The sequence below is a fragment of the Mesorhizobium sp. LjNodule214 genome (assembly GCF_964252735.1).
In the GTDB taxonomy this organism is placed as follows: Bacteria; Pseudomonadota; Alphaproteobacteria; order Rhizobiales; family Rhizobiaceae; genus Mesorhizobium.
This window is the reverse complement of the sequence record NZ_CAXUPE020000002.1, coordinates 2232835-2257584: the sequence shown is the minus strand read 5'-3', so window position 1 is coordinate 2257584 and position 24750 is coordinate 2232835. Positions and strand designations below refer to the sequence as shown.

19 protein-coding genes and 1 pseudogene are annotated in these 24750 nt (G+C 64.5%); 10 read left to right on the top strand and 10 right to left on the bottom strand.

What is annotated here, in order from left to right; all coding sequences use genetic code 11:
* The first annotated feature begins 97 nt into the window (after positions 1-97).
* A complete protein-coding gene (locus ACSQ3Z_RS24600; protein ID WP_436173832.1) occupies positions 98-1090 on the top strand; it encodes an ornithine cyclodeaminase family protein in 993 nt (330 codons plus the stop codon).
* Between the two features lie 21 nt (positions 1091-1111).
* Here ACSQ3Z_RS24600 and ACSQ3Z_RS24595 read toward each other — a convergent pair.
* The 6 genes and pseudogenes from ACSQ3Z_RS24595 to argH all read right to left on the bottom strand — a co-directional run.
* Positions 1112-1309 (bottom strand): annotated as a pseudogene (locus ACSQ3Z_RS24595) (IS5/IS1182 family transposase); the annotation flags it as partial.
* Between the two features lie 198 nt (positions 1310-1507).
* Positions 1508-4096 (bottom strand): TIGR02302 family protein, encoded by a 2589-nt coding sequence (locus ACSQ3Z_RS24590; RefSeq protein ID WP_436173831.1) that lies wholly within the window; start codon positions 4094-4096, stop codon positions 1508-1510.
* Between the two features lie 113 nt (positions 4097-4209).
* Positions 4210-5151: a threonine/serine dehydratase gene (locus tag ACSQ3Z_RS24585; protein ID WP_436173830.1), complete on the bottom strand. Its 942-nt coding sequence runs from the start codon at positions 5149-5151 to the stop codon at positions 4210-4212.
* Positions 5152-5198: 47 nt separating this feature from the next.
* On the bottom strand, positions 5199-6467 hold the full coding sequence (lysA, locus tag ACSQ3Z_RS24580) for a diaminopimelate decarboxylase (protein ID WP_436173829.1): 1269 nt from the start codon (positions 6465-6467) through the stop codon (positions 5199-5201).
* 52 nt (positions 6468-6519) lie between these two features.
* Positions 6520-6726 (bottom strand): hypothetical protein, encoded by a 207-nt coding sequence (locus ACSQ3Z_RS24575; protein WP_436173828.1) that lies wholly within the window; start codon positions 6724-6726, stop codon positions 6520-6522.
* Between the two features lie 88 nt (positions 6727-6814).
* Positions 6815-8215, bottom strand: a complete 1401-nt coding sequence (gene argH / locus ACSQ3Z_RS24570) for an argininosuccinate lyase (protein WP_436173827.1) — start codon at positions 8213-8215, stop codon at positions 6815-6817.
* Positions 8216-8226: 11 nt separating this feature from the next.
* On the opposite strand from argH, the gene tlpA reads away from it, so the two are divergent.
* On the top strand, positions 8227-8937 hold the full coding sequence (gene tlpA / locus ACSQ3Z_RS24565) for a thiol:disulfide interchange protein TlpA (RefSeq protein WP_436173826.1): 711 nt from the start codon (positions 8227-8229) through the stop codon (positions 8935-8937).
* Here tlpA and ACSQ3Z_RS24560 read toward each other — a convergent pair.
* Positions 8929-11364: an EAL domain-containing protein gene (locus ACSQ3Z_RS24560; RefSeq protein WP_436173825.1), complete on the bottom strand. Its 2436-nt coding sequence runs from the start codon at positions 11362-11364 to the stop codon at positions 8929-8931. The genes tlpA and ACSQ3Z_RS24560 overlap by 9 nt on opposite strands.
* Before the next feature lie 594 nt (positions 11365-11958).
* Between ACSQ3Z_RS24560 and ACSQ3Z_RS24555 the strand changes: the two genes are divergently transcribed.
* The 5 genes from ACSQ3Z_RS24555 (at position 11959) to ACSQ3Z_RS24535 (ending at position 17223) form a co-directional block, all read left to right on the top strand.
* Positions 11959-13311 (top strand): extracellular solute-binding protein, encoded by a 1353-nt coding sequence (locus ACSQ3Z_RS24555; protein ID WP_436173824.1) that lies wholly within the window; start codon positions 11959-11961, stop codon positions 13309-13311.
* 106 nt (positions 13312-13417) lie between these two features.
* On the top strand, positions 13418-14302 hold the full coding sequence (locus ACSQ3Z_RS24550; RefSeq protein ID WP_436173823.1) for a carbohydrate ABC transporter permease: 885 nt from the start codon (positions 13418-13420) through the stop codon (positions 14300-14302).
* Positions 14303-14309: 7 nt separating this feature from the next.
* Positions 14310-15224, top strand: a complete 915-nt coding sequence (locus tag ACSQ3Z_RS24545) for an ABC transporter permease subunit (RefSeq protein WP_436173822.1) — start codon at positions 14310-14312, stop codon at positions 15222-15224.
* A gap of 11 nt (positions 15225-15235) precedes the next feature.
* Entirely contained in the window at positions 15236-16336 is a 1101-nt protein-coding gene (gene ugpC / locus ACSQ3Z_RS24540) for a sn-glycerol-3-phosphate ABC transporter ATP-binding protein UgpC (RefSeq protein ID WP_436173821.1), read from the top strand.
* Positions 16337-16419: 83 nt separating this feature from the next.
* Positions 16420-17223: a phosphodiesterase gene (locus tag ACSQ3Z_RS24535; RefSeq protein ID WP_436173820.1), complete on the top strand. Its 804-nt coding sequence runs from the start codon at positions 16420-16422 to the stop codon at positions 17221-17223.
* Between the two features lie 51 nt (positions 17224-17274).
* Here the strand turns inward: ACSQ3Z_RS24535 and ACSQ3Z_RS24530 are convergent, their stop codons facing one another.
* The 3 genes from ACSQ3Z_RS24530 to ACSQ3Z_RS24520 all read right to left on the bottom strand — a co-directional run bounded on the left by ACSQ3Z_RS24530 (position 17275) and on the right by ACSQ3Z_RS24520 (position 21121).
* Complete coding sequence (locus ACSQ3Z_RS24530; protein WP_436173819.1) at positions 17275-18357, bottom strand: ABC transporter ATP-binding protein; 1083 nt, start codon at positions 18355-18357, stop codon at positions 17275-17277.
* Positions 18354-19937, bottom strand: a complete 1584-nt coding sequence (locus ACSQ3Z_RS24525) for an ABC transporter permease (protein ID WP_436173818.1) — start codon at positions 19935-19937, stop codon at positions 18354-18356. Before ACSQ3Z_RS24525 ends, ACSQ3Z_RS24530 begins: the two co-directional genes overlap by 4 nt.
* A gap of 176 nt (positions 19938-20113) precedes the next feature.
* Positions 20114-21121 (bottom strand): iron ABC transporter substrate-binding protein, encoded by a 1008-nt coding sequence (locus ACSQ3Z_RS24520; protein WP_436173817.1) that lies wholly within the window; start codon positions 21119-21121, stop codon positions 20114-20116.
* A gap of 221 nt (positions 21122-21342) precedes the next feature.
* Here ACSQ3Z_RS24520 and ACSQ3Z_RS24515 point away from each other — a divergent pair, with 221 nt between their 5' ends.
* From ACSQ3Z_RS24515 to ACSQ3Z_RS24505, 3 genes are all read left to right on the top strand, one after another.
* On the top strand, positions 21343-21879 hold the full coding sequence (locus ACSQ3Z_RS24515) for a sigma-70 family RNA polymerase sigma factor (RefSeq protein WP_436173816.1): 537 nt from the start codon (positions 21343-21345) through the stop codon (positions 21877-21879).
* A gap of 1 nt (position 21880) precedes the next feature.
* Positions 21881-22519: an NrsF family protein gene (locus ACSQ3Z_RS24510; RefSeq protein ID WP_436173815.1), complete on the top strand. Its 639-nt coding sequence runs from the start codon at positions 21881-21883 to the stop codon at positions 22517-22519.
* Between the two features lie 142 nt (positions 22520-22661).
* Positions 22662-24707 carry a PAS domain S-box protein gene (locus tag ACSQ3Z_RS24505; RefSeq protein ID WP_436173814.1) on the top strand — a complete coding sequence of 682 codons (2046 nt, stop codon included), beginning with the start codon at positions 22662-22664 and terminating at the stop codon, positions 24705-24707.
* The last annotated feature ends 43 nt before the right edge of the window (positions 24708-24750 follow it).

The following is a 24750-nucleotide window of genomic DNA, read 5'->3' as shown; positions in this document are numbered from 1 at the left end:
GCAAATAGCTCTAAATTGATATATTTCATCATGCCTATTGCCGCAATACGGTTGGAAAGGCACAGAACGCCTAACCGGAGCGAAGGCAAGCAACATCATGGACAGCACACAACCTGCCTCGAGCAATCACACAAAGGGTGAGATCAAGATTCTCTCGCTGAGCGAAGCGGAGATCAAAAAATGTATCGACCTGCGCAAGCTGCTCGACGCGCTAGCGGACGGGTTCAAAGCGCTTTCCGACGGTCGTGTCGTCAATCCACCGCGGCCACAACTCGATATTCCGAATGCAGGCTATTCGTTGGCGATGCCGGCCTGGATGATGGGCATGCATTTCACCGTAAAACTGGTCAACGTGTTCGAAGGCAATATCGCCCGGGGCATCCCAAGTCACCTCGCAACAATACATCTCTTCGATCCAGAAACAGGAATGCCTGTTTGCATTATGGATGGCACCTACATCACGGCCGTACGCACGTCTGGCTCGGCCGTCCTCTCGGTGCGAGAGCTCGCCAGGCGTAATGCCAAGATCGCGACCGTCGTGGGCGCTGGCGTTCAAGCTAGCCAGCACCTTCACCTGTTGCCACTCGTTCGAGATTTCCAGGAAATCCGAGTTTTCTCGAAGGATTTTGCTGACGCGCAGGCGCTGGCTTCACGTCATTCAGGTATCACCGCCGTCGAGGACCTCGAGGGCGCGGTATGCTCTTCAGATGTCGTGTGCCTCGCGACGCACTCCTACGTCCCCGCGATATCCGCAGAATGGGTTCAACCAGGAACGCACGTGTCCTCGGTTGGTGTCGCGCCACCCGGCGGCGAACTTCCGATCGAGTTGATCGCCCGCGGCAAGCTCTTCGTTGAGACGCGGGACGCCTTCTCGCCAACACCCGTGGGTTGTTGCGAACTTGCAAATATCGATCCCGATGCAGGCACTGATCTTGGCGCGATGTTGCTGGGACTGCGACCAGGTCGGACGTCAGATCAGCAGATCACGATCTACAAGGCCATGGGTGTCGCCATGGAGGATATGGTGGCAGCCGACCTCGCTTACCGCGAGGCCAGACGCCTGGGTGTGGGCCAAGCTATTTCTCTCTAGGCGGCGTGGACTGTTATCTGATCAATAGGACGGTGCTGCGATGGTGACGACGGCGAGGTAGTTTCTCGCCGTTTTCTCGAAGCGTGTAGCGACGCACCTGAACTGCTTGAGTTTCGAAAAGCAGCACTCGATCAGATGCCTCTCGGCACAGAGGTGACTATCGAGCAGGTGTTTGCGGGCTCTGGAAGGGTTGTTTGGGATGACGGCAGTCGCGCCCTTGTGGGGCGACATCCGCTCCCACTGCTCGCCGCTCAGGTCCAGAACACCCAAGGCTGCCTCCCAAAGAGAAGCCTTGAATCACGATCCGACCGTCAAGGGAATCCCAGGCAATGTCGAAGATGCGCAGGATCGGGGTGATGGCACCGAGCTTCGGCATGGCGTTGCGACCGTTCGAAGAGGTTGGAGTGGCAGGGCGCGCTATTTCAGTTCCAGCAGCCGCTCGAGATAGCTGCGTTCGATGTCGGGGCTGAGCGCATTGCCGAGCCGCTTGCGGATTGCTTCCAGGATCTGGCGCGCGCGCTGGACGTCGATCTCGTCAGGCACCTTGACCTCTGTGCCGTCGTCGGGGCCCCTTGTGGCGCGCGGCCGGCCGAGCGGGTCGCGATCGGCGTTCTGCTGGCGGCCGCCCTGCTCGCTGCCGCCCTCGTCGCCCTGCATGGCCTGCATCTGCTTCATCATGTCCTTGGCGCCCCTGCGCAGCGCCTCCAGCGCGCGGCCCTGGTGACCGACCGCCTGGTCGCCCTCGCCTTCGCCGAGCGCCTGTTCGGCATTGCCCATGGACTTGCCCGCCTCGCCAAATCCCTCACTGGGCTGCATGCCCATGCCTTCCAGCCCCTTCTTCAGCTGCTCGAGGTCGTTCTGCAGCTTGCCCTGGCCTTCCTGAAGCTGCTTCAGCGCTTCGGCGAATTCCTGCGGCGTCATCTGCTTCGGGCGTGCGAGCGGATCGCGGTCGTCGCCCGGGCCGGGTTTGTCCTCATCCTGGCCGCCACCGTTTTCGCCAAGCTGCTCGTCGCGATTCTCGCCGCGCTGGCGCTGGCCGCGCTGCATCTGGTCCATGCGGAAGGTATCGTTCATCATCTCCTGCTGGCGCCGCATGATCTCGCCCAGCTTGTCCATCTGCTGGCGCATCTCGCTATCCTGCTCGCCGCCGGGCTGGCGACGGCCGGCCTGCAGGTTGTTCATCATGTCCTGCAATTCCGACAAAAGCTGCTGGGCGCGGTCGCGGTCACCTGACTTCGCCAGGTTCTCGATCTCGTCCATCATGCGCTCGATGTCGCTCTGGCGCAGCTCCTGGCCGTTCTGCTGCATCTGCGGTGCGTTCGGGTTCTGCTGCGCGCGCTCGGCGAACTCCTGCAGGAACTGGTTCATCGCCTCGCGCAGTTCTTTCATCAACTTGTCGATCTCTGCGTCGCTGGCGCCGTTCTTGATGGCGTCCTGCAGCGCCTGTTGCGCCTGGCGCAGCCGCCTTTCGGCCGCCGACAGATTGCCTTCCTCGATGCCGAGCGCGATTTCCCACAGATAGGACACCACGTTGCGCAGCTGCTCGTCGCTGCCGGCCATTTTCAGCCGGCTGTGGGCGCTCATGATGGCGAGGTAGTGTGCCATGTTGTCGAAGGTGTCTTCGGGGCGCAGCGTGATCGCATCCATCAGGTCGAGCACGCGCGGCTTGGCATTGGCGTCGAGCGCCAGCATGCGGCGCTGCTCGATCACGGCTCTTGCCAGCGGATTGGAGAAGGGCCGTTCCGGCATGACCAGCGTCTTGGTTTCGCTGCTCGCGGTGTGTCCGGCGTCGTCGGTGGCGACAAGCGTCAGCTTGATGTTGCTACCGGCCCAGACGTGCTCGGTCAGGTCCTTGCTGGTCTTGGCGGCATTGCCCTTGCCGCCGCGGCGAGGCAGCACCAGCGGCAAGTCGGGCGGTCCATAGAGCGGATGCGCATTCGGCGCCTGCGGGTCGGCGGGCACGAAAACCGCCTTGGCGGAGGCGGCGCCATAGTCGTCGTCGATCTGGTAGTTGAGCTCGAAGGCGCCGTTGACGGCACGCTTGGGTTCGCCGACGAAGCGGATCGTCGGCGGCTTGTCCGGGATCACCGCAAAGGCCCAGTGGCCGAGGTCATCCTCGCCCGATTTCAAAGTCAGCGTGCCGTCGCTTGCCAGCTTGCCGGTGAACTGGCGCACCTTGGGCGCCGCCGTGTTCGCCACGGGCTTGGCTGCCGGCGACCCAGCCGGTTCGATGGCGCGGGCGTTGCCATTCTTGTCGGCGTAGGCAAGCGTCTCCTCGCCCGAACCGCCGGTGACGCGCAGCGAGACATCGCTGCCTTGCGGAACGGTGAAGGTGGCGGCGGCCTGGTTGGCGTCGGCGGTGAGGAAGATCGGCGGCTTGCCGGTATAGGCAGGCGGCGTCACCCAGGCATCGATGCGCGGCGGAACAGTGTCGCGCGCCGCACTCGCGACGAAGCCGTCGCTCAACTTGCCGCCCGAGGGGCCGAAGGAGAAGGCAAAGGCGGTGACCAGCAGCAGCACCGCCACGGCGCGCAGGCCCCAGCGGTCGCGCTCCGGCACGCGGGTGCGCGGCCGGTCGGCGCCAAGGTTGCCCAGCAGCTCCGCCATGCGTTTCTGGTGTTCGCGCCACAGCGCCTGCGAAAAGATACTATCGCGGCCGCTTGGCCGGTCGGTCTGCACTAGAACCGGGCTGTGCAGAAGCTCGTTGGCTGCTTCGATGCGCCGATCGATCTCGGCGGCGGAGGGCAGACGGAAGAAACGCAGCGGGTAGAGGGCGGCAACGCCGGCGATGGCGAACGCCGCGAGGAGGCCGATGCGCGCCGGATCGGGCAGAAGCGAAAACAGGCCAAGCCATGAAACACTGAGGAACAGGCTGGCGACAATGCTCAGCGGCAGAAGCAATGGCCAGCCGCGTTCGACAACCATTGAGACCCGCGTCGCCAGCCGGCTCAAGGCAAGACGCCCGGCCAGTCCGCGATCGCCGCTGGAAGTGGGTCGTTCCGTCATCGGCCCTTCCTGTCCGGGCGGGATAGCCCGAACCTTACGACTCCAAGTTTACCAGCAAACACGGCAAAGGCGAGGCGGTTCCGAAAACGAGAAGAATTCTTGACCGGTTATGGTCAGAATTTTGCGGGATTGGCGTTCGCGCCGCACACCAGAACCGCGATCCGCTCGCCCGGCGCCGGCTGGTAGCGGCCGGACAGCACCGCCGCGAAGGCCGCCGCACCGCCCGGCTCGGAGATGATTCGCACCCGGTCCCACAGCGCTTTCTGGGCCGCGGCGATGTCGTCGTCGCTGACCAGGAGTGAACGCTCGACATAGGCTTCGGCGATCGGGAACATCATTTCGCCGACCCGCTTCGGCGCCAGCGAATCGGCGGCGATGCCTTCGGCCGGCGCGTCGACCGGCCGTCCGGCCTCGAAGGCGAGATGCAGCGTCGGCGCGCCTTCCGGCTCGACGGCGACGATCCTGATGCGGCCGGCAAACCAGGCGGCGATGCCGCCGATCAGGCCGCCGCCACCGACGGCGACCAGCAAGGTGTCGATCTCGGGAAGGTCGGCTTCGATCTCGAGACCGAGCGTGCCCTGCCCGACCAGCGTCTCCTCCTGGTTGAAGGCGTGGATCTGCAGCGCGCCGGTTTTCTCGGCGAAGCTTTCGCTGGCGGCCAACGCCTCGGCATAGCGGGCGCCGCCGACAAACAGGTCGGCGCCGTAGCCGCGGATACGGTCGAGCTTGGCCGGCGGGCTCACTTCGGGAACGAAGATGGTGGCCTTGTGGCCGAGCCGCATGGCGGCATAGGCGACCGCCGCGCCATGGTTGCCGCCCGACGCGGCAACGACGCCGGCCGCGGGCACGGGACGTTCGAGGAGATTGGTGAAGGCGCCGCGCGCCTTGAACGAGCCGGAGTGCTGCAGGCATTCGAGCTTGAGGTCGACGGCCAGAGGCGGGCGGCCGAAATCGGCCATGTCGACGCGCAGCACCGGCGTGTGGCGCACGAAGGGCCGGATGCGCGGCTCCATCGCGGCAATGCGTTCGCGGGTGATCAAGATGCCGTCGGCCATGGCTTGCTCCTGGGGATTGAAGCGGATCTTTGGTTCGGGACTACGGTCTATTTCAACCAGTCGGGCACCGAATCCAGTCCGATCAGTTCGTCATAGGTTTGGCGCGGGCGCACGACATGGAAACGGTCGCCGTCGACCAGCACTTCCGGCACCAGGAGCCGGGTGTTGTAGGTTCCGGCCTGCACCGCGCCATAGGCGCCGGCGCTGGAAATCGCGATCAGGTCGCCGGCCTTCAGCCTGGGCAGGTCGCGGTCGAGACCGATATAGTCGCCGGTCTCGCAGACCGGGCCGACCACGTCGACCGTTATGCGCGGTGCTGCCGCCGGCTGCTGCACCACCGGCCTGATGTCGTGGAAGGCGTCATAGAGCGTCGGCCGGATCAGATCGTTCATGGCGGCGTCGACGACGAGGAAATTCTTGGCGTCGCCTTCCTTCACGAAGATCACTTCCGAAACCAGGATGCCGGCATTGCCGACGATCAGCCGGCCCGGCTCGAACATCACCTTCAGTCCCAACTTGGTGACGTGCTTCCTGACGATCTCGGCATAGGCGTCGGGCAGCGGCGGCGGGCTGTTGTCGACGCGGTAGGGAATGCCAAGGCCGCCGCCGAGATCGACATGCTCGATCGCATGCCCGTCGGCGCGCAGCGCGCCGACCAGATCCACGAGCAGGGCAAAGGCATCGTCGAAGGGCTGCAGCTCGGTGATCTGGCTGCCGATATGGGTATCGATGCCGGTGACCTTGATGCCAGGCAGCGCTGCCGCGCGGGCATAGACCTGCCTCGCCCTTTGCCAGGGGATGCCGAACTTGTTCTCGGCCTTGCCGGTGGAGATCTTCTTGTGGGTCTTGGCGTCGACGTCCGGGTTGATGCGCAGCGAGACCGGCGCCACCTTGCCGAGCGCTGTTGCCCGCGCCGATAGCAGTTCGAGTTCCGGCTCGGATTCGACGTTGAAGCAGAGGATGCCGGCTGAAAGCGCAAAATCCATTTCGCGCGCGGTCTTGCCGACGCCCGAAAACAGGATCTTGCTGGCCGGGATGCCGGCGGCGAGCGCGCGGCGCAACTCGCCTTCCGATACGACGTCGGCGCCGGCGCCGAGCCTGGCCAGCGTGCGCAGCACCGCCTGGTTGGAGTTTGCCTTCATGGCATAGCAGACCAGCGCGTCGAGCCGGGCAAAGGCCTGCGCGAAGACGCGAAAATGCCTGGTCAGCGTCGCCGTCGAATAGCAATAGAACGGCGTGCCGACGCTTGCGGCGATATCTGATATCGCCACGTCCTCGGCGTAGAGCACGCCGTCGCGGTAGTCGAAATGGTTCACGAGAGTGGTTCCGGAAGTTGGAGCACGATGAGATCGGGTGATCTCATCGGCTTTAGAGCAGCGGGTCGAGAATGAACTTCTTGTCCTCGACCGGTTTTTCCGGCTCCGGCGGCACGGGCTGCTTGGCCTTCTCGGCATCCTTGCGGGCCTGCACGGCGGCCTCGTAAGGGGTGTCGAGGCCGGCCCTCCTGCCGCAGGCCGTCACGGCGGCCATCGCCGCCAGCAACGTCAGCGTCACCAAAATCCTGCTTCCGGTCATCGATCCATCCGTCCGAGAAAAATCCGTTGCCTGCTTCTAGCGAAATTTTTGGGCCTTTGCACCCCGGCAAATCAGGCTGCTGCCGAGGTCACGCCTTGGCCAGACGCTTTTTCCAGTAGCGGATCTGCTTCCTCACTTCCGACGGCGCGGTGCCGCCGAAGCTCACGCGGCTCTTGACCGAGTTCTGCACGGCCAGCACCGAAAAAATGTCCGCGGTGATGCCGGGATGGATCGACTGCAGAGCCTCGAGCGAGAGCTTCTCCAGACCTACCTTCCTTTCCTCGGCCAGCGCCACCGCGCGGCCGGTGACGTGATGCGCCTCGCGGAACGGCAGGCCGAGCGTACGCACCAGCCAGTCGGCAAGGTCGGTCGCGGTCGCATGGCCGAAGCCCGCCGCCTTCTTCATGGCGGCTGCATTCACCGTCATGTCGCGCACCATGCCGGTCATTGCCGCCAGCATCAGGTCGAGCGTCTCGGCGGCGTCGAAGACGGATTCCTTGTCTTCCTGCATGTCCTTGCCATAGGTCAGCGGCATGCCCTTCATGACCGTCAGCAGGCCGACCAGATGGCCGGTGACGCGGCCGGTCTTGCCGCGTACGAGTTCGGCGGCGTCGGGGTTCTTCTTCTGCGGCATGATCGAGGAGCCGGTGGAGAAACTGTCCGACAGCCTGACGAAGCCGAATTGCGGCGTCGACCAGATGATGATCTCCTCGGCGAGCCGCGACAGATGCGTGGCGCAGATCGCCGCCAGCGCCAGGAACTCGAGCGCGAAATCGCGGTCCGAAACGCTGTCGAGCGAATTGCGCATCGGCTCGCGGAAGCCGAGCGCCTTGGCGGTCTGGTGGCGGTCGATGGCAAAGCTGGTGCCGGCAAGCGCTGCCGCGCCCAGCGGGCTTTCGTCCATCCGTTCGATGGCGTCGCGAACGCGCGACAGGTCGCGCGAGAACATTTCGACATAGGCCATGCAGTGATGGCCGAAGGTCACCGGCTGCGCCGCCTGCATGTGGGTGAAGCCCGGCATCACGGTTGCCGCATGCTCCTCGGCCCGTTCCAGGAAGGCCGCGATCAGCCCCTTCAGCGCTTCGGCGACACCGAAACATTCGTCCTTGACCCAGAGCCGGAGGTCGACCGCGACCTGGTCGTTGCGCGAGCGGGCGGTGTGGAGGCGGCCGGCGGCCGGGCCGATCAGATCGGTAAGGCGAGCCTCGACATTCATGTGGATGTCTTCCAGCCTGGTCGAGAATTCGAATTTGCCGGCCTCGATCTCTTTCAGAATCGTGTTCAGCCCGTGAGCGATTTTTTCTTGATCGGCCGCCGAAATAATGCCCGTTTGCGCCAACATCTCGCTATGCGCGATCGAGCCTCTGATGTCCTGCGCGTAGAGTTTGCGGTCGAACGAGATCGATGCGTTGATCGCTTCCATGATCGCGGCCGGACCCGAGGCAAAACGTCCGCCCCACATCTGGTTGCTGGCCTTCTTGTCGCTCATCGTTATAACCCGTGCTCCGGAGCAGTTTTAAGAAAATGGCAGACGGCAATAGGTCATTCCCGGCCCCGCGCCTCATCCTCGCCGCTTTGGTGGCGGGCGTGCTGGCCGGCGCGGTCGCGGTATATGTCAGCGAGAGCCGGTCTGGCAACAACGCGCCGGCGCAAGCCACCGCCGGCGACGGCAAGGACGATGCTGTCTGCGCGGCGAAGGCCGACCGTGCCAAGAAGATTGCGGCTGCCGCCACCGGCCAGGTTGCAGCGCTCTTGCCGGCCGACCCGCCGCAATCGCTGAAAAGCCTTGCCTTCAACGGTCCCGACGGCAAGCCGATGACGCTTGCCGATCATGCCGGAAAGACGGTGCTGCTCAATCTGTGGGCGACATGGTGCGCACCCTGCCGTGCCGAGATGCCGGCGCTCGACGCGTTGCAGAAGGAAAAGGGCAGCGATGCCTTCCAGGTCGTCGCGGTCAATGTCGATACCGGCGACGACGCCAAGCCGAAGAAGTTTCTCGCCGATATCGGCATCGAGACGCTCGGCTACTACCGGGATTCGACGATGGGGCTGTTCAACGACGTGAAGAAGCGCGGCCTGGCATTGGGCCTGCCGGTAACGATGCTGATCGATGGCGAGGGCTGCCTGATCGCCCATATGAACGGGCCCGCCGAATGGTCGAGCCCCGATGCCAAGCGGCTGGTCGAAGCCGCGCTTGGCCCGTCAGATTGAGCGCAGCGCCGCGGCCGGCTCCAGCATCAGGATGCTGCCGCCGCGTTGCCTGGCGTCGTCGTTGACCGCTGGCCCCGTCACGCCGGTCAGTTCGCCGAACGTCTCGATGGGGCTCGGCCTGCCAAGATAGAAGCCTTGCCCGATCTCGCAGGCTTCGGCGTCGAGGAAGCGCAGCTCGCCCAATGTCTCGACGCCCTCGGCCAGGACCGGTAGGCCGAGGCCGCGACCCAGTCCCAGCACGGCGCGTACGATCGCCGCGACCTGGCCGTTCCTGTCGACCGATTTGATGAAGGAGCCGTCGATCTTGATCTTGTCGAAGGGAAAGGCGCGAAGGTTGGAAAGCGAGGAATAGCCGGTGCCGAAATCGTCCATGGCGACGCGGACGCCGAGCGCCTTGACCTGCCGCAAGGTCGCCAGCGCGCGCGGCATGTCCTTGACCAGCGCGGTTTCGGTGATCTCCAGTTCTAGCCTGCCCGGCGCCAGGCCGGATCGAAGCAGGACTTCGTGCACCTTGCGGCTGAAATTCGGATTGTGCAGCTGCACGACTGAGACATTGACGGCGACGGTCAGCGGGTTCTTCCAGCGGGCGGCTTCCTCGCAGGCCGTCGCAAGAACCCATTCGCCGATCTGCAGGATGGCGCCGCTGTCCTCGGCCACCGGGATGAACACGGCCGGGGAAACCTCTCCACGCTGCGGGTGCTGCCAGCGGATCAGGGCCTCGAAGCCAATCATCCTGCCGCTGCTGATTTCCTTCTGCGGCTGATAGACGAGGCGAAATTCATTGCGCGCCACCGCCTGGCGCAAATCATGTTCCAGCACCCGCCGGTCGCGCGCCTCGGCGCCCATCGAGGCCTCGAAATAGCGGTAGGTGTCCTTGCCTTCGGCCTTGGCGCGATAGAGCGCGGTGTCGGCATGGCTGACGAGGGCTGCCTGTTCGTCCGCATCGAGCGGGTAAAGGGCGATGCCGATGCTGGCCGAGACAAGGCCGCCGCCGGGCGACAGCTTGTTTTCCTCGCGCATTGCGGCAAGCACCGCCTCGGCGATTCGACCCGCCGCCTGGGGATCGGGAAGGTTCGGCGCGATGATGGCGAATTCGTCGCCGCCGAGGCGCGCCAGCATCTGCCCGGGGCGAAGTAAGGCTGACGCGCACTGCGCAACCTTTTGCAGCATGGCGTCGCCGGCGGCATGGCCGAAGAGGTCGTTCACTTCCTTGAACCGGTCGAGGTCGAGCAGCAGCAGCGCGAGATTGCCGCCCTTGCCGCCTCGGCCCGCCGCGGCAATTTCGGCTTCGAGGCGGCCCGTGAAGCTGCGGCGGTTGGCAAGCCCGGTCAGCGGGTCGAAATGAGCGAGGCGGACGATCTCCTGCTCGGCCTTCTTGCGTTCGCGGATGTCGCGAACGGCGACCACATTGTGAGGCTTGCCGCAATAGTCGATGCTTCTGGCGATCAGCTCCACGGGTAGGCGAGTGCCGTCGTGGCTTCGCAGTTCGGCTTCCTGCGCCTGTCCTTCGACCATGCTCGACGCGGCGCGCTCGCCGAACAGATCGCCGAGCAGCATCGTGTTCAGCGTGCCTGCCGCGATGCCGGTCAGCGCCGCGATGCTGTCATTGGCGCTGACGATGCGGGTGCCGTCGCAGACGATGAGACCCTCCACGGCGGCGTTGGCCAGGCCATGCATGCGCTCGGCCTCGACCTTGTGACGGCGGAAGCGCAGATCGATCCAGAGTGCCGCGGCCGAAAGCACGAGGATCATCAGGCTGACCGCGGCGGCGGCGAAGGCCTGCGACATCGGTTCGACAGTGTATTTCGATATTTCTATGGAGCTGTCCGGGTAGATCGACACCGCGGCCATGGCGATGAAATGCAAGGTGCAGATCGCCAGCGTCAGAAGCACCGCGGCGCCGATTGTCCCCGATGTCGAGGGCCGGCGCAGCACGACGAGAAGCGAGAGTGCGGCAAGCGTGATGCCGGCCACCAGCGAGACGGCGACGAGGAGCTGATCCCAGACGATCCGGCCCTGCACCTCGAACGCCGCCATGCCGGTATAGTGCATGGTGGCGATGCCGCTGCCGAGCACGGCGCCGCCGACAAGGTAGTGATCGATGCCGCCGCGCAAGGTGGCGATCCACATGCCGACGGCGGTCAGGATGACGGCGGCGGCAAGCGAAAGCACGGACAGTTCCGCATTGTATGCGTTCGGTATTCCCGGCGAGAACGCAATCATGGCGATGAAGTGGGTCGCCCAGATGCCGAATCCGGTCGAGGTGGCGGCAATCATCAGCCAGGCGTATCGGTTTCTGTTGGTCGACCGATCGACATGGCGAAGCAGATTGATCGCGGAGAAGGAAGAAATGCCACAAATAAGCGCCGCCAGTGCAACCAGTCTCAGATCGTGTTCGTGCACGATACAATTATAGACGGTCAACATCTCGCTTCACCTGATCTTCCCGCAACAATCAAGGCAGTGGTATTGATTAGGGCTCGACGGTTGAAGAATCAGTTATTGCGCATGCAACCGCAGCGTGCTGTGCCGGGTTGTATCGTTCGACGGGCCATTTCGGCTTCACCCGAGCGTCGACCGGTCGTCATCCACGCGGACCGTCACCACCAGCGCTTCGTGATCGGAGCCTGGGCGGCCATCCGGCACCGCCTAAAGAATGGCGCGGGCGCTTGCCGACAGGCCGCGGGTAAAGAACCAATCGATGCGGCCAACCCGTGTGGGATCGGCGGCCTCGCGCCGCTGGGTGGGCGGGTCGACAGCTCGGAGACCAGCATTCTATCCATAAAATTTAGCCGGATAACCACTCTTGCTCTCGGGGCCTTTACGCCACCCTGCTGCGCCCTAGCTACCCAGTGCGCCGGTTGTGACGGTTTCATGCCGGCGTGCCGTCGAGGGGAGGAGAGGTTGGCTGTCCACAGGCCTGAAAAGGCACAACAGAACTGTCACATACCTTCTCTATGAGAGCGGCAAGGACTTGCGCAAAGCCTGATGTCATCAGCCACTCAAGAGGGAATGAAATCCATGTCGATCATCAAGCAGGGCTTAGCTGCCCTTGCCGCCGGCGCTCTCGGTATTGCGCTGGCACAGCCGGCCGCCGCGGAACCGGTCAAATTCGATTTCTGGTTCGGCCTTTCGGGCGACCTGGCACGCGTCGTCGATACGCTGTGCAAGAACTTCAACGCATCGCAGGCCGACTATGAAGTCGTCTGCACCAGTCAGGGCAATTACGACGCCACGTTGCAGAACACCATCGCTGCCTTCCGCGCCGGCAAGCAGCCCACCGTCGTCCAGGTCTATGACGTCGGCACCGCGACGATGATGCTGTCGGGCGCCTACAAGCCGGCCGACAAGCTGATGGAAGAAAACGGCTACAAGATCGACTACAGCGACTATTTCCCCGGCATCGCCCGCTACTACGCGACGTCGAAGGGCGAGATGCTGTCCTTCCCGTTCAATTCCTCGACCGCTCTGATGTACTGGAACAAGGACGCCTTCGCCAAGATCGGTAAGACCGAGGCGCCGAAGACCTGGGAAGAGGTCGGCGCCGACCTTCAGGCGATGAAGGACGCCGGCTATGAGTGCCCGATGGCGATCAACATCTCCGCCAACGAAAGCTGGCAATTGATGGAGCAGTTCTCCGCCATCCACAACCAGCCGATCGCGACCAAGAACAACGGCTATGACGGTCTCGACGCCCGCCTCGAAGTCAACAAGACCAAGTTCGTCCAGTATGTCGGCGACCTCAAGAAGTGGTATGACGCCGGCCTGATCAAGATCAAATCCAAGGATCTCGGCCAGGACATGGTCCAGGCCTTCGCGTCCGGCACCTGCCAGGTCATCATGAGTTCGGTCGGCGACCACGGCACCGTCGGCAAGACGCATAAGGAAGGCATGAACTGGGACGTCGCCGAGCTTCCGACCTATGCCGGCACCGAGCGCAAGAATTCACTCGTCGGCGGCGCCTCGCTGTGGGTGCTGTCCGGCAAGTCGGATGCCGAGTACAAGGGCGCGGCCGCGTTCCTGAACTTCATCCACGACCCCAAGACGGCTTTGTTCTGGTCGACCAACACCGGCTACATCCCGGTGACGAAGTCGGGCTTCGAGTACATGAAGTCCACTGGCTTCTACGACAAGGCGCCCTACAAGGGCCGTGAAACCGCGATCGCCAGCCTGACCGCGTCGGAACCGACCGAGATTACCCGCGGTATCCGGCTCGGCAATTTCACCCAGATCCGCGCCGAATTCGGCACTGAGATGCAGGCGATCTTCGCCAACAAGGTCAGCGTCCAGGAAGGCATCGACACGCTGGTCAAGAACGGCGATGCGATCCTCGATCGCTTCCAGCAGACCTATCCCAACAAGACGCTGCCCTGATTTCAGGTACTGCCATGGCCGCCCGCCGAGAATCGACGGGCGGCCATTTCGCATCTAGTGTCCTCTCGGGAAAGCGGGCTGGCGGTTCAACGGCGTCGGCGGATCGATGGAAAAACGCGTCACCTTCAGCAGATGGTCGATCGGCATCCTGTTCGCGGTGCCGCAGCTGATCCTGATCTTCACCTTCTTCTACTGGCCGGCCGGCCAAGCCGTCTATTGGTCGCTGACGCTGCAGCAGCCCTGGGGCGGCGGCAACATCTGGGTCGGGCTGGATAATTTCCGCTCGATCCTGTCCAACGCCGATTATTGGAACTCGATCACGGCCAGCCTGACCTTTGCCGCGACCAGCACCGGTCTTGCCATGCTCATCGCCCTGGTCCTCGCCACCTTGACGGACCGGCAACTGGCCGGCTCACGGCTCTATCGCGTGGTGCTGATCTGGCCCTACGGCATCGCCGCGCCGGCGCTGGCGCTGGCTTTCCGTTTCATCCTGGCACCGGAGGCCGGCTTCATGGCTGTCGTCAACCAGGTCTGGCCCGGCTTCTGGGACCCTGGCCTTGACGGCACCGATGCCATGGCTTCCATCATCGTTGCCTTTTCCTGGAAGTATGTCGGCTACAACTTCATCTTCTTCCTCGCGGCCCTGCAGGCCATCCCGCGTTCGCTGATCGAGGCGGCGGCAATGGACGGCTCCGGCGTCATCAGGCGGTTCTGGGATATCCAGTTCCCGCTGATCACGCCGACGATCTTCTTCCTGCTGGTCATCAACATCACCGAGAGCTTCCAGGATTCCTTCGGCATCATCGACATCATGACATCGGGCGGGCCGGCCAACGCGACCAATTTGATGGTCTACAAGATCTATTCCGACGGCTTCAAAGGTCTCGACTATTCGGGCGCGGCCGCGCAGAGCATCATCCTGATGCTGCTCATCATCGTGCTGACCATCTTCCAGTTCCGCTTCATCGAGCGGCGCGTGCATTATCGCTGAGGCGGCCATGGTCGAGCGCACCCCGATCCTCAATTTCTTGACGCATGTGATCCTGTTCGTCGGCTTCGTTTTTTGCGTGGCGCCGTTCGTCATCGTGGCGATCGCCGCGTCGCATAATCTCAAGGACGTCAACGACGTGCCGATGTCGCTGCTGCCGGGCAGCGACTTCTGGGTGAACATCAAGACAGCGTGGACGACAGCCGACCTCGGCCCGAAGCTGCTCAACAGCTTCATCATGGCCGCCGGCGTGGCGGCGGGCAAAGTCATCATCTCGGCGCTCACCGCCTTCTCGATCGTCTATTTCCGCTATCCCGGCCGCATGCTGATCTTCTGGCTGGTCTTCATCACGCTGATGCTGCCGCTCGAAGTGCGCATCGTGCCGACATACGCGGTCGTCGCCAACGTGCTGTCGCCCTATCAGACCATCTTCGACCTGACTGGCCTGAGCTGGCTTATCGAAAAAGTCTCGGGCGTCCAGGTTTCGCTCAGCCTTGGCCTTCTCAACTCCTACAGCGGATTGATCCTGCCGCTGATCGCCACCGCCACTGGGACCTTCCTCTACCGGCAGTTCTTCCTGACGGTGCCGGACGAGCTGACCGAAGCCGCGCGCATGGACGGCGCCGGCGCGGTGCGCTTCTTCATCGACATCCTGCTGCCGCTGTCGCGCAACAACATGGCGGCGCTCGGAACCATCATGTTCCTGTGGGCGTGGAACCAGTATCTGTGGCCGCTGCTCATCACCACCGATCAGTCGCATGCGACGGCAGTGACCCAACTCAAGCAGCTCATCCCGAATGTCGGCGGCATACCGGAATGGAACATCGCCATGGCCGGCACGCTCATCGTCATGCTGCCGCCACTGGTCGTCGTCGTGGTCATGCAGCGCTGGTTCGTGCGCGGCCTGATCGCCACCGAGAAGTAGGAGACGAAAAGATGGCCTCCATCACCATTCGCGACGTCTACAAAAGCTACGCCAAAATGCAGGTCGTGCATGGCGTCGACCTCGACATCGTGTCGGGCGAATTCGTCGTCATCCTCGGTCCATCCGGCTGCGGCAAGTCCACGCTGCTCCGGATGATCGCCGGGCTGGAGGAGATTTCCGGCGGCACGATCGCCATCGACGGCACCGTGGTCAACAAGCTCGAGCCGCGCGAGCGCGGCTGCGCCATGGTGTTCCAGAACTATGCGCTCTATCCGCATATGAGCGTGGCGCAGAATATCGGCTATTCGCTGAAGGTCGCCGGCGTTCCCACCGCCGAGAGCACCCAGCGCATCCAGGCAGTCGCCCGGATCCTGGAGCTAGAACAGCTGCTCGACCGCAAGCCGATGGCGCTGTCGGGTGGCCAGCGCCAACGCGTCGCCATGGGCCGCGCCATGATCCGCGAGCCCAAGGTTTTTCTCTTCGACGAACCGCTTTCCAACCTCGACGCCAAGCTGCGCGTGCAGATGCGTTCGGAAATCCGCAAGCTGCACCGCCGGCTGAGCGCAACCTCGGTGTTCGTCACACACGACCAGGTCGAAGCGATGACACTCGCCGACCGGCTGGTGGTGATGAATGGCGGCCGCGTCGAACAGGTCGGCACGCCCAGCGAAATCTACAGCCGGCCGGCGAGCCGCTTCGTTGCCACCTTCGTCGGCGCGCCAGCCATGAACATGCTCGAAGGGACCGTCACGCTCGACGGGCTGTCGCTTCTCGATGGCAGCCGCAAGCTCAACGTGTCACGCGCGGGCCTGCCGGTCGGCACCAAGGTCGCGGTGGGTATCCGGCCGGAAGCCGTGCGCCTGGTCGCGCCCGGCACGCCGGGCGCGCTCAATGCCACCGTCGATCTAGTCGAGGAACTGGGCGCGGGCCGCGTCGTCTATGTCGACCTCGACGGCGCGGCGTTTTCCGTGATGACGTCGGAGGCCGTCCATCCGGCGCCGGGCAGCTCGGTTGGCCTGCAGTTTTCCGAGGCCGACCTGCATTTCTTCTCCTCCGAGACGGGAAGCCGCCTCGACGTCTTCAAGGCATCGGTGCCGGTCCCCGCACTCTGATCTTCGCGGCCGTTCGCAAGATCATTCCTGCCCTCTCCGGGCGTTCAGAAAATTCCCCCGTCGGATCGAAGAAGGGCTGCGCAATGAAAATCATCCAGGTCACCGACGTGCATCTCGGCCGGCGAGGCGAAATTCGCCACGGCGCGGATCTGCAGGAGCGGCTCCATCGCTGCATCGCACACATCAACGCGCGTCACGGTGATGCAGCGCTCTGCGTCCTCACCGGCGACCTGACCGAATCCGGTGAGATCCAGAGCTATGCCGATCTGAAATCGGCCCTGGGCAGGCTTTCCCTACCTTACCGGCTGCTGCCCGGAAATCACGACAGGCGCGCCAACCTCGTCGCGGCATTTCCCGAAAACCCGGTCGACGACAATGGCTTCGTGCAGTCGGTCTTCGAGACGCCGGAAGCGTCGCTGCTGTTCCTCGACAGCCTGGCCGAAGGCCGCGTCACCGGCGAATTATGCGACAAGCGGCTTGGCTGGCTCGACGCGCGGCTCAGCGAAGCGGCAGGACGGCAGGCCTACATCTTCCTGCACCATCCACCGGTCGAGCTCGGCCTGCCGCTGCTCGATCCGCTCGGGCTCGAACAGCCCACTCGCTTCCTGGAACTGCTCAAGCGCCACGGCAATGTCGGCCACATCTTCTTCGGCCATGTCCATCGCGACATTGCCGGCACCGTCGCCGGCATCCCGTTTACCGCGCAACGCGGGCTGCATGCCCGCTTCGTGCTCGATCTGGTGGGAGAGGAGGTGGTCGAGCAGGCGCCGCCCACCTACGCGATCGTGCTCATCGATGCTGCCGCCCGACGGGTGGTCGTGCACAATTGCGACTTCCTCGAACAGTGGCCGACCTATTCGACGGCGACGGGCAAGCTCGTCGCCTAAGGCGTGTTGATATCTTAGTAGTCTACCGCTGTCGCACGAGATCCTGTGCGGTCAGGCAAATACATGCGCCTTGCCTGAAACCGTCAGCCGCACGATCTCGCCAAGGGCCGGCGCGTCCATGCCGGGCTTGCGCAGGGTGAGCGGCGTGTTGCCGATTGCGGCGGCGTCCGGCGGATCGGGGCTGTTCAGGAGCCGCACGGCGATGGTGCACATCGAACCGGCGAATTCGGATTCCGTAACCTCGCCGAACAGCATGTCCGGCGTGCCCGACATGCCTTCGCGCGACGTCCTTTTCAGCAAGATCTGTTCCGGCCGCAGCATGATGCGGGCGACGTCGCGCCGCTCGGAGGTGTCGACGGCGATGCGGCCGAGCGGCGAAGTGGCGAAGCCGTCCGCTATCCTTGCCGGCAGGATGATGGCGTCGCCAAGGAACTCGGCGATCATCCTGTCCTTCGGCTGGAAATAGAGCTCGCGCGGCGTGCCGACCTGCGAAAACAGGCCGTCGCGCATCACCGCGACCTGGCTGGCGAAGGACAGCGCCTCGGCCTGGTCGTGAGTGACCAGGATGGTGGTGATCCCCGCTGCTTCCAGAAGCTCGGCCACGGCCTTGCGCATCGAGGCGCGCAGGCCGGTGTCGAGGGCCGAGAACGGCTCGTCGAGCAGCATCAGCCTGGGTTTCATCGCCATGGCGCGGGCCAGCGCCACGCGCTGCTGCTGGCCGCCGGAGAGCTCGTGCGGGCGGCGTTTGAGGATCGCCTTGTCCAGCCCGACGATATAGGCAAGCTCGACGATGTGCTCGGCGCGCCTGTCGGCGCCGCGCGCCATGCCGAAACCGATATTGTCGGCAATGGTCAGATGCGGGAACAGGGCGCCGTCCTGCGCCACCACGCCGATGCCGCGGCGATGCGCCGGCACGGCGGCACCGCCGTTGGCCAGCACCTCGCCGTCGAGCGTGATGCGGCCCTGGTCGGGCGCTTCGAAACCGGCGATCAGCCTGAGCAGGGTCGTCTTGCCGCAGCCGGACGGTCCGACGATCGCCGTGCGGCTGCCGCTGGCGACGCTGAGGTCGACGCCGGCAAGTGCCGCCACCGGGCCGTAGTGCTTTTGCACGCCGCTGAGTTCGAGAAAGCTCATCGTCCGGCCATCCTTTTCGACTGGACGTAAAGCAGCCAGGTCAAAGGCAGCGACATCGCCACCATGATGAGGGCGTAAGGGGCGGCCGAGGCATAGTCGATCTCGCCGCTATAGGACCAGAACGCCATCGCCAGCGTGCGGGTGCCGTTGGGCGCCAGCATCTGGGTTGCGGTCAGTTCGTTGGTGATGCCGAGCGCCACCAGCGCCATGCCCGCCGCAGCACCGGGCGCCGACAGGCGGATCGTCGTCGCCCACAGCGCCTTGAGCGGCGGCCGGCCGAGGCTCGAGGCAGCGCGTTCGAGTTCGACCGGCGCCTGCGCGATCGACGCCCTTAGGCTGATCAAAGCGCGCGGCAAGAACATCAGCGCATAAGCGAAGAGGATGGTGAACAGGGTCTGGTAGAGCGGCATGGCGATGCGCACCGTGATGGTGACCAGCGCCAGCGCGATGACGACGCCGGGCAGGGAGCCGACGATGTAGTTGCAGCCTTCGAGAAGGCGTTGCAATGGTCCAGGCGCGCGGATCGAGATCCATGCCATCGGCATGGCGGCGATCGTTGCGAGCAGCGCGCCGCCAAGCGCCAGGAACAGGGTCTGGCCGAGCGCAAGGCCGATCTCGTCGAGGCGCCAGACATCGGCGCCGCCGGCGATCAGCCAGCGGCCGATGGTGACGAAAGGCACGCCGAGCGAAAGCAGCGCGGTGACGGCGGGCAGCGCCAGGCAGACAAGCGTGGCGCGGCCGAGCCGCGTGCGCTGCTGCTGGCGCGCCGCACCGGAGCCGACGCGGGCATAGCGCTCCTCACCGCGCACCAGCACTTCCACCCCGAGCAGCACGAAGCAGCACGTCACAAGCACCGCGGCCAGCATGTTGGCGGCCGGTCCGTTGAAGGTCGATTGGAACTGGTCGACAATCGCGGTGGTGAAGGTGTCGAAGCGGATGAAGACGTAGAGGCCGTATTCGGCAAGCAAATGCAGGCCGACCAGCAGCGAGCCGCCGCAGATGGCGAGCCTCAGCTGCGGCAACACGACACGGGCGAAGACCCGCCATGGGCCGAGACCAAGGGCAGCGGCGGCATCCTCAAGCGCGGGGTCGAGACGACGCAGCGCGGCCGCGATCGGCAGATAGAGGAACGGGAAATAGGCAAGGACCGAAACCAGCACCCCGGCCCACAGGCCGTGCAGCCCCGGCACCAGGCTGATCCAGGCATAGGAGTGGACGAAGGCGGGGATGGCGAGCGGCGCCACCGACAGCCACGCCCACAGGCGGGCGCCGGGCATGTCGCTGCGTTCGGTCAGCCAGGCCAGCGTCACCGACAGCACGATCGAAATCGGAACCGCCACCGCCACCAGAAGGACGGTGTTGACCAGGAGCTCGCCGACGCGTGGACGGAAGAACAGCGCCGATGCGGTTTCCCAGCCGGTCTGAACCGCCACCCAGACGATGAAGGCAAGCGGCAGCAATGCAAGCAGCGAGACAAAAGCGGCCGCGAGCAGGATCCAGGAGAGGGGCCGACGGCGCGTCCCGTGCCCGGCCACGAGGCCGGCCGGCAGGTCCGGACGCGGAAGATCGACCGCTTGCATCAGGCCGGACGCCGCGCCGCTTCCGCCTGCTGGCGGAGGTCATCGAAGGCACGCCGAAGGCGGCCAGAAACGCAGCTTGTCGTCATCGACGAATGCCACCTCGAAAACAGAGCGCTCCCGCGGAAGGCGTATTCCCGCGGGAGCGCAGTCGGTTGCCCTTTTAGGACGAACGCGAACTAAAGCAAGCCGACTGCCGTCATCAGGTCGGTGACCTTCTTCGGGTTCAGCGTCGCCGGATCGACCTTCGGCGCCTGCAGATCGGCCAGCGGCACCAGTTTCGGATTGGAGTCGGCGCCCTTGCCGACCGCATATTCGAAGGATGTGCCGTTCTTCAGCACCTCCTGGCCACCCTTGCCGGTGACCCACTTCAGGAAGGCCTGGGCTTCCTTCTGGTGCTTGCTCGAGGCCAGCACGCCGCCGCCGGAGATCGAGACGAAAGCGCCCGGGTCCTGGTTCTTGAAATAGTGCAGGGCGACGTTCTTGCTGTTCTCGCCGGTCTTGGCCTGATCGCCGAAGGAGTAGTAGTGGTAGATTACGCCGCCCTCGATCTCGCCGGCGTTGACCGCCTTCATCACCGTGCTGTTGCCCTTGTAGGCGGTGAAGTTTTCCTTCATCGCCTTCAGCCAGTCCGCCGTAGCGGCCTCGCCCTTCAGCTGCAGCAGCGCGCTGACGATGGCCTGGAAATCGGCGCCCGAGGGGGAGGCGGCCCAGCGGCCCTTCCAGCTCGGATCGGCGAGCTCAAGCAGTGACTTGGGCAGTTGGTCGTCCTTCAGCTTGGTCTTGTCGTAGGCAAAGACGGTGCTGCGTGCGGCGACACCGACCCATTTGCCGGTGGTAGGCTGGTATTCCTGCGGAACCTGCGCCAGCGTGTCGGCATCGACCGGCGTGAAGAGGCCGGCCGCCTCGACCAGCGCCATGGCCGGCGAGTTTTCGGTCAGGAACACATCGGCCGACGAGGCAGCGCCTTCGGCGACGATCTGGTTGGAGAAATCGCTGTCGCCGCCATTGCGCAGCGTGACCTTGATGCCGGTTTCCTTGGTGAAGCCTTCGGCCCATTCCTTGGCCAGGCTCTCATGCTGGGCGTTGTAGACGACGATGCCGGCATCCTCGGCCATGGCCGGGGCGGCGATCAGGCTGACCGCCAGCGCGGTGGCGCCAGCGAGAGCGGAAAGGGCATATTTCATGGGGCGTCGTCCTCGATCTTGTTGGTTGGTCTTGTTGGTCCGGTCTTGGGCACGGCTGCACCTACCAATACCTGATTGTCCGAGTCAACATTGGTGAACTGGTTTAATCGGCCGCCGGGGCGCAAACTTTCGTGATTCCCCGACAGTTTGGCTTGGACATTATTTCGCCGGGCACGTAACAAATCAGCGCCGAGACGCGAACATCGGGGGAGTGAACTCTTGTGACCGGCAAGGACGAGGCCGAGCTTTCCCGGCTGCTCAAGGCCGCGATCGCCGGAGATGAACGGGCCTACGCCGACTTTCTGCACCGGACGGCTGCTTTCGTTCGCGGCTTTGCCCGGCGCAAGATCGTACAGGGCGGGGTCGACCCCGAGGATGTCGTGCAGGAAACCTTGCTGGCCATTCATGTGAAACGGCATACCTGGCGCGACGATGCGCCGGTGCTGCCATGGGTCTATGCCATCGCGCGCTTCAAGCTGATCGATGCCTTCCGGCGGCGCGGACGACGTGTCGAGATCGAGATCGACGAAATCGCCGAAACCTTCGCCGAGCCTGAGACCGAGACCGTAAGCGAGCGCGACATCAACCGGGCGCTGGACAGCCTGCCGCCGGCGCAGCGCTCGGTGGTCTCGGCGGTGTCGGTCGAAGGCCGTTCGATCGGTGAAACGGCGGCGAAATTCGGCATCACGGAGACGGCGGTGCGGGTGTCGCTGCATCGCGGCCTTGCCGCCATTGCCAGGCGTTTCGGGCGGGAATGACATGAGGACCGAGGATCTCATCAAGGCATTGGACGCCGACGCCCGCAGCAACGCGGTGCCGCTGCGCTTGGCCTGGTGGATGGCCACCGCTGTTGCGGCGGTGATCGCGGCGGTGGTTTTCTGGTTCACCATCGGTCCACGTTCCGACATCATGATCGCCATGCACACGATGCGCTTCCTGTCGAAGTTCGTCTTCACCATCGTGCTTGCCGGCACCGCCTTCGCGCTGATCCACGCTTTGTCGACGCCCGGCGCTTCGACGGGCAGGGCCGCGGCCTGGATGGCCGCCGCGCCGCTGCTCGTCATCGTGGCTGTGGTTCTGGAACTCTTCGCGGTGCCTGAGGCGCAATGGGGCACGCGGCTGGTCGGCTCCAACATGATGATTTGCATGGGCTTCATCCCGCTGATCGGCATTGGCCCGCTGGCGATTTTCCTGTGGATGCTGCGCTACGGCGCGCCGACGCGGCCGGTGCTTGCCGGCGCGGTTGCGGGCCTGCTTGCCGGCGGGCTGGCGGCGACCTTCTATGCCGCGCACTGCTTCGACGATTCGCCGCTCTTCGTCGCCACCTGGTACACGGTCGCGATCATCATCCTTACGGCGCTGGGAGCCCTGGGCGGGCGGCTTTTCGTGCGCTGGTAGGGCAACGCACACCGATCCTTAATCATGCCGGCAATTGTTTGCCGGTTAGCATCGTCGCCGGGACTGCCAGCGCAACCTTTCCTTAAAATCGATCCGCCAGGGTTGCAGCAACGTGCAATTGCGCAACGGGTGGATCCGCATTGTGACGTGGACGTGGAAAGGCCTGCGGGCCGACAGACATGCTGCGCTGGTTTTGATGGTGGTCGGCCTTGTCGCCGGCCTTGCGTCGATCCTGTTGTCGCGCCTGGAGCTCAGCGCCGAGGCCCTGAAACTCTGCCTGCAGATAGCGGTCGCCATGATTGCGGCGTCGCTTTTCCTCACCGCCCTGTTCGTTCGCCAGATCGTCGAGGACCGCCGGCAGATCGGCGAGAGCGAGCAGCGTTTCCGCCGCGCCATGGAGGATTCGGCGATCGGCGTCGCCATCGTCGGGCTCGACGGCCGCATCCTGCAGACCAATCCGGCTTTCGCCACCATGCTTGGCTATAGCCGCGAGGAGATCGAGGCGCTGACCTTCTTCCAGATCACGCATCCCGATGATCTGCAGATCGGCAGGGACACGATGATCAGCCTGAAAGAGGGAAAGATCGACGCTTTCCACTTCGAGAAGCGTTACCTGCGTAAGGATGGGACGCCGGTCTGGGCGCAACTTGCCGGCTCGGTCATTCGCGACGAGGACAGCGGCCGTCCGCTCTACCTGGTTTCACAGATAGAGGACATCGATGCCCGCAAGCAGTCCGAGGCCCGCATCGCGGAAGCCGAAACGCGTTGGAACTTTGCGCTGGCCAGCGCCGGCCAGGGCGTCTGGGATCTCGACATGCGGAAGGGCGGCACGACCTATTCCGGCACCTGGGTGAAGATGCTCGGCTATGCCGATGGCGAACTGGATGGCGACCCCGACCGATGGCTGAAGATGATCCATCCCGACGACCGCGAGCTCGTCGCCGAAGCCGATCGCGCCCATCTCGCCGGCGAGACGCCGTTTTTCGAAGCCGAGTTCAGGATGCGCCACAAGGACGGGCACTGGGTCTGGATCCTCGACCGCGGCAAGGCCATCGAGCGCGACGCCGTAGGGCGGCTGATCAGGGCCATCGGCAGCCTGACCGACATCACCCAGCGCAAGGAGGCCGAGGCGCGCCTCATCGTGTCGGCGGCGATGCTGGCCGACGAGAAGGAACGGCTGCGCGTCACGCTGCAGTCGATCGGCGATGCCGTGATCTGCACGGATGCCGCAAACCGCGTCACCTTCATGAATCCGGTGGCCGAAAAGCTGACTGGCGTCACCAGCGGCGAGGCACTCGGCAAGACGCTCGGTCATGTCTACTGGGCAGTCGACGAAGAAACCGGGCAGAGGATCGGCGTGGCGCGGGCTTCGACCGGCGGCGCAGGTCCCGCCGAGCAGAACAGCCGTGCCGTGCTGGTCCGCCGCGACGACACGCGCTGCAGCATCCGCCAGGTCGCGTCGCCGATCATGAACGAGCGAGCTGAGTTCTGCGGGCTGGTCATCGTCTTCCAGGATTTCACGGATGCGCGCGCCCTGCAGCGCCAGCTCGCCTATGCCGCCGCCTATGACGCGCTCACCGGTCTCGCCAACCGCTCCAGCTTCATCCGCACCATGGAGGAACTGGTCGATCGGAGCGGCAAGGCCGGCGCGGCCGACACGACAGGGCCGATCGACACGGCAGGGCCGGTCGCCGGCACGACGAACTCGGCAGGCGATACGACAGGGTCGATCAGGGAGCATCAGTTCATGTTTGTCGACCTCGACCATTTCAAGCTGGTCAACGACACCGGCGGCCATGCGGCGGGCGATGCCCTGCTGAGGCGGGTCGCCGAGGCGATCCGTGGCGCGCTTGGTCCTGAAGACATTGTCGCCCGCCTTGGAGGCGACGAGTTCGCCGTCATCCTGAAGTCGAGCTCGGCCGCCAGCGGCATGATTGCGGCACGATCCATCATCGATGCAATCCGCGGCCTGAATTTCACCTGGGACGGACTGGCGCATTCGATCGGCGCCAGCATCGGCCTGGCCCCGATCCGTGCCGGCTGCGGCGAAGTCGACGAGATCATCGCGCGGGCCGACGCCGCCTGCTATGCGGCCAAGGCCGCCGGAAGGGGCTGCGTTTCGACGGTGGACGAGGACGTCAAGGCCGACGAGACGGCGCCGCCCAAGCCGCTTGCCGCGGCCTCTTGAAGGGCGCTTGCCGAGTTTGTGGACTTGCCGGAGCCGAAGGCTT

What these genes read in the sequence shown, in the direction of transcription:
- ACSQ3Z_RS24600 (WP_436173832.1), top strand. Translation starts at nt 98, where the DNA reads ATGGACAGCACACAACCTGCCTCGAGCAATCACACAAAGGGTGAGATC.
- ACSQ3Z_RS24590 (WP_436173831.1), bottom strand. Translation starts at nt 4,096, where the DNA reads ATGACGGAACGACCCACTTCCAGCGGCGATCGCGGACTGGCCGGGCGT.
- ACSQ3Z_RS24585 (WP_436173830.1), bottom strand. Translation starts at nt 5,151, where the DNA reads ATGGCCGACGGCATCTTGATCACCCGCGAACGCATTGCCGCGATGGAG.
- ACSQ3Z_RS24575 (WP_436173828.1), bottom strand. Translation starts at nt 6,726, where the DNA reads ATGACCGGAAGCAGGATTTTGGTGACGCTGACGTTGCTGGCGGCGATG.
- argH (WP_436173827.1), bottom strand. Translation starts at nt 8,215, where the DNA reads ATGAGCGACAAGAAGGCCAGCAACCAGATGTGGGGCGGACGTTTTGCC.
- ACSQ3Z_RS24560 (WP_436173825.1), bottom strand. Translation starts at nt 11,364, where the DNA reads ATGTTGACCGTCTATAATTGTATCGTGCACGAACACGATCTGAGACTG.
- ACSQ3Z_RS24555 (WP_436173824.1), top strand. Translation starts at nt 11,959, where the DNA reads ATGTCGATCATCAAGCAGGGCTTAGCTGCCCTTGCCGCCGGCGCTCTC.
- ACSQ3Z_RS24550 (WP_436173823.1), top strand. Translation starts at nt 13,418, where the DNA reads ATGGAAAAACGCGTCACCTTCAGCAGATGGTCGATCGGCATCCTGTTC.
- ACSQ3Z_RS24545 (WP_436173822.1), top strand. Translation starts at nt 14,310, where the DNA reads ATGGTCGAGCGCACCCCGATCCTCAATTTCTTGACGCATGTGATCCTG.
- ugpC (WP_436173821.1), top strand. Translation starts at nt 15,236, where the DNA reads ATGGCCTCCATCACCATTCGCGACGTCTACAAAAGCTACGCCAAAATG.
- ACSQ3Z_RS24535 (WP_436173820.1), top strand. Translation starts at nt 16,420, where the DNA reads ATGAAAATCATCCAGGTCACCGACGTGCATCTCGGCCGGCGAGGCGAA.
- ACSQ3Z_RS24530 (WP_436173819.1), bottom strand. Translation starts at nt 18,357, where the DNA reads ATGAGCTTTCTCGAACTCAGCGGCGTGCAAAAGCACTACGGCCCGGTG.
- ACSQ3Z_RS24525 (WP_436173818.1), bottom strand. Translation starts at nt 19,937, where the DNA reads ATGCAAGCGGTCGATCTTCCGCGTCCGGACCTGCCGGCCGGCCTCGTG.
- ACSQ3Z_RS24520 (WP_436173817.1), bottom strand. Translation starts at nt 21,121, where the DNA reads ATGAAATATGCCCTTTCCGCTCTCGCTGGCGCCACCGCGCTGGCGGTC.
- ACSQ3Z_RS24510 (WP_436173815.1), top strand. Translation starts at nt 21,881, where the DNA reads ATGAGGACCGAGGATCTCATCAAGGCATTGGACGCCGACGCCCGCAGC.